The following is a 4,378-nucleotide window of genomic DNA, read 5'->3' on the forward strand; positions in this document are numbered from 1 at the left end:
ACCGACGACGAACCGGCCGCAACCGATACCGACGACGAACCGGCTTCGGCCCCGGACTCGGAGGAGTCCACGGACGGAGAGGCTGAGACGGAAGCCGACCACGCGTCGCTGGGTGATTTCGCGTGAGGGTCGACCGACTCCGGCTGCGAAATTTCAAGTGTTACGGCGAGGCCGATCTCTCGCTCGACCGCGGGGTAACCGTCGTCCACGGCGTCAACGGCAGCGGCAAGTCGACGCTGCTCGAGGCGATCTTTTTCGCCCTCTACGGATCGAAGGCGCTCGAGGATCGCACGCTCGACGACGTGATAACGATCGGCGAGGAGGAAGCGGAGGTCGAGTGCTGGTTCACCCACGAGGGCGCCGCCTTCAGCGTCGAACGCCGATTGAAGCTGCGCGGCGACCGGGCGACGACGACGAAGTGCGTCCTCGAAACGCCGGACGGAGCGATCGACGGCGCGCGCGACGTCGGGCGTACCGTCGCCGACCTCCTCCGAATGGACGCCGACGCGTTCGTCAATTGCGCGTACGTCCGACAGGGCGAGGTCAACAAGCTCATCCACGCATCGCCGAGCGAGCGCCAGGACGTGATCGACGACCTGCTCCAGCTGGGCGCCCTGGAGGAGTATCGCGAGCGAGCGAACGACGCCCGCCTCGGCGTCGACGACGTCCTCAGGGAGGTTCGCGGCCGCGCGACGAACCTGTCCGACCAGATCGAGTCGAAAGAACAAAAGGACCTCCACGAACGACTGAACGGGCTCGAATCCCGACTCGGAGAGACCGCCGACGATATCGAACGGTTCCAGTCCCAGCGCGACCGAGCCCGCCAGACGCTCGAAGACGCCGAAGCGGTCCTCGAGCGCCACGAGGAAACCCGAGGGGAGATCGCGTCCCTCGAGGAGACGATCGGGGAACTGCGCTCGAAGATCGCCGAGACGGAACGCGAGCGCGAGGACGCGGCAGACCGCATCCGGGAGCGTCGATCGGAGCGAGAAGCGCTCGCCGACGAGCGCGAAGATCTGCTCGCCGGGGTCGATCTAGCGGGCGAGGCGGTCGACGAGCGTATCGAGACGCTCGAGGGGCGCGACGACGAGCTCCGCGACGACCTCGAAGACGTCCGGGTCTCGATAACCGAGACGAGCGGGGAGATAGAGCGGCTGCGCGAGGAGGCCGACGAGCACGAAGCCCGGGCCGAACGGGCGCGAGCGGAGGCGGCTGAGCTCGAGGAGAAGCTGGACGACGACGAGGCGGCCATCGACGAGGGCGAGGAGCGACTCGCCGAGCTCGACGACGAGATCGAGACCGAACGCGCACGGTTCGACGATTCGCCGGTGGCGTTCGGCGAGTCGGGCGAGCTCCTCGAGAAACTCGAAGGCGAGCGGGAGACGATCCGGGAGGAGATCGGGGACGTCGCCGCCGAGAGGCACAGCGTCGAGAGCGCGATCGAGGAAGGGGAACGACTCCTCGAGGAGGGCAAGTGTCCCGAGTGCGGCCAGGCCGTCGAGGATTCCCCCCACGTCGACGCGCTGGCGGAAAAGCGCGAGGAGCTGGCGACGCTCGAGAACGAACTGGAGGAACTCGAGTCCGAGCGCGACGAGCTGAACGAACGGATCGAACGCGGCGAATCCCTCCGCGAGGCGGAGCGGCGGGTCGAGCGGCTCCGGGAGAAGCGAAGCGACGTCGAACGGTTGCTCGACCAGCGTCGCGAGACGGTGGCGGACCGGCGCGAGAGCCACGACGGATTGCGCGAGGACGCCGAGACGTACGAGGCGGAGGCCGCGGAGAAGCGAGCGCGCGCCGAGGAGCTATCGGCGGACGTCGATGAGCGCCGGACAGAACTCGGGAGTATCAACGCCGAGCGGAGTCGGCTTCGGGACACGTTGGAGACGCTCCGGCGCGTCGCCGAGATCGACGACGAGCGGGCGGACCTGGAGACGGAGATCGAGACGCTTCGGGATCGCCGGGACAACTGGCGGACGATGAACGAGGAGCGCCGGGAGCAACTCTCCGGAACGCGGGATCGTAAGCGCGACCTCGAGGCGAAGTTCGACGAGCGGCAGGTCGAAAACGCCCGCGAGGAAAAGCGCAAGGCCGAGACATACCTCGAGAAAGTCGACGCGAAACTGGCAGATCTCGAGTCGACTCGGGACGACCTCCAGAGCGCGATCGGCGCGGTCGAGAACGAACTCGAGGAACTAGCGAGCCTGCGCGATCGGCTCGAGACCGTCGACCGGCGCCGAGAACGGCTGGAATCGCTTCACGACGAGGCCGAGACCCTCCGGGAAACGTACGGCGATCTCCGGGCGGAACTCCGCCAGCGCAACGTCGAGACCCTGGAACGGCTGCTCAACGAGACGTTCGACCTCGTCTACCAGAACGACTCCTACGCGGGGATCGACCTCGACGGGGAGTACCGACTGACCGTCTACCAGAAGGACGGCGAACCCCTGGATCCGGAGCAGCTCTCGGGGGGCGAGCGGGCACTGTTCAACCTCAGCCTCAGGTGTGCGATCTACCGGCTGCTCGCCGAGGGCGTCGAGGGCGCCGCCCCGATGCCGCCGTTGATCCTCGACGAACCCACCGTCTTTCTCGACTCGGGCCACGTCGGCCGTCTGGTGTCGCTCGTCGAGTCGATGCGCGAACTCGGCGTCGAGCAGATCGTCGTGGTCAGCCACGACGAAGAACTCGTCGGCGCAGCCGACGACCTCGTCCGCGTGCGCAAAGACGCCACGTCGAACCGGTCGCGCCTCGAGCGACGACGCGTCGCGCCGGAACCCGCGCTCACGGAGTGAATCCGCGGTCGAGGCGCTGGCGAGCATCGAAACGACCGCAGAACGGATCCGATCGGATCGGACTCACTCGTCCGTGAGGACGCTCGACCCACCGTCGACCGGTCCATCGCTCGCTCGGTCGCCGTCGTCCGGTCCATCGCTCGCTCGGTCGTCCCCGTCGACCGATTTCGGGCTCGTTCGCAGCACCGACAACGCCGTCGCACACTCGTCGGTGACGGCGTAGCCCCGTTCGCCGCCGACCGTCACCTCCGTGATGAGATCCGCCGCGACCAGCGAAGCGAGCACGCCGTTGAGCTCGCTCTCACAGCGCTCCGTTTCAGTCAGGATCGTCCGGACCGGGAGCGAGCCGCGGTCGTCCAGCTCGAGGAGGAGTCCGAGCGAGCGGGCGTCCGAAACGGATTCCAGGAGTCGTCGGACCGGCTCGCTCACGGCCGCCGCGGCGGTTTCGAACGTCGACGCACCGTCGACCGTCTCGAGGCGATCGTTGCCGACGTAGCACTCGTTGCCCGTCGTCGGGTCGCGCACGAGGCTCGCGTCGCCGGATCGCTTGAGCAGTACGTATCGGTTGCCGTCGTCGTCGCGTACGGTTTTCATGCGTTCCTCGGTGAATCGTTCGGGGTTCCCGCTTCGCCGCCGGGGGTCGAATCCGTTTCGGCTCCGTCGGATCGATCGGGGGATTCCTCGAAACCCTCGGCGGGATCCAACCCGTCCTTTGGCCCAGTGGCATCGGTTCCCCCGTCGGGCCCGCCGTCGTCCGACCCGTCGTCCGCCCCCGTCGGCGGGGCGTCGTCGACCGAATCGTCTCGACGCATAAAGCTCCGGTAACGTCGGTACGCGAGGCCGAAGAGGACCACTCCGCCCGCGACCAGGGTCAGTCCCGACCGCCAGTCGCCCCAGAAGTAGATCAGCATCGGCCCGAGAGAGACGAACAGCACCGCGACGTTGACCACGATAACGACGGTCCAGAACGTCCGGGCGACCTCCCTCGGGGCGTCTTCTTCGGACGTCGAGACGGTGGGGATGGTCGGCCAATCGGAGTCGGGATCCCTGAACTCCGCCTCCGGATCCCACTCCTCGGGTTCGTGCGGACTCGGTTCGAAGTCGAAGTCGTCGTCGAAACCCACGTACGGGTCATCGCGCTGGACCGGGAAAAAGCGTACCGGTGCGCGGTAAAGCCGGAGCTCAGGCGAGGTCGTCGAGACAGAGCGTTCGGTTCGTCTCCACCCACGCGAGCGGGTTCTCCGTGTCGTAGAATACGACCCCGTCGTCGGTCTCGTAGGACTCGATGCTCGGCGTCCCGGCGAGCTCGCGGCTCGATTCTCGCTCGTCCGTCGCGTCGTCGTTTACACGGGTGGACACGTTTGGCACCTCGATTTGTGTTACGTGTTACCACGTTAAATGTCTTGTTGCCAGTGCTCGATTCCCCCCGCCGTCCCGGAAACAGACGGTTACCCGGCGCGTCGACATTCGATCGTCGATCAGTCGCGTTCGACGTCGACACCGATCGTCGATCAGTCGCGTTCGACGTCGACACCGATCGTCGATCAGTCGCGGTCGTCGGGGCGACCGGTCGTCGATCAGTCGCGGTC

General features: G+C 67.0%; 4 protein-coding genes. 1 reads left to right on the plus strand and 3 read right to left on the minus strand.

From position 1 onward, the window contains the following. The first annotated feature begins 122 nt into the window (after positions 1–122). Positions 123–2,789, plus strand: coding sequence for a DNA double-strand break repair ATPase Rad50 (gene rad50 / locus QZT59_RS18875; RefSeq protein WP_290819474.1), 2,667 nt, complete (start codon positions 123–125; stop codon positions 2,787–2,789). A 63-nt stretch (positions 2,790–2,852) separates the two neighbouring features. Here rad50 and QZT59_RS18880 read toward each other — a convergent pair whose 3' ends face one another. From QZT59_RS18880 to QZT59_RS18890, 3 genes are read right to left on the minus strand one after another with little or no spacing between them, the layout of a single operon-like run. Then, complete coding sequence (locus tag QZT59_RS18880) at positions 2,853–3,383, minus strand: hypothetical protein (RefSeq protein ID WP_290819475.1); 531 nt, start codon at positions 3,381–3,383, stop codon at positions 2,853–2,855. Further along, positions 3,380–3,913 (minus strand): CAAX protease family protein, encoded by a 534-nt coding sequence (locus QZT59_RS18885; RefSeq protein WP_290819477.1) that lies wholly within the window; start codon positions 3,911–3,913, stop codon positions 3,380–3,382. Before QZT59_RS18885 ends, QZT59_RS18880 begins: the two co-directional genes overlap by 4 nt. A gap of 58 nt (positions 3,914–3,971) precedes the next feature. Further along, positions 3,972–4,157 carry a hypothetical protein gene (locus QZT59_RS18890; protein ID WP_290819478.1) on the minus strand — a complete coding sequence of 62 codons (186 nt, stop codon included), beginning with the start codon at positions 4,155–4,157 and terminating at the stop codon, positions 3,972–3,974. Between the last annotated feature and the right edge of the window lie 221 nt (positions 4,158–4,378).

The sequence above is a fragment of the Halovivax sp. genome (assembly GCA_007119345.1).
In the GTDB taxonomy this organism is placed as follows: domain Archaea; phylum Halobacteriota; class Halobacteria; order Halobacteriales; family Natrialbaceae; genus Halovivax.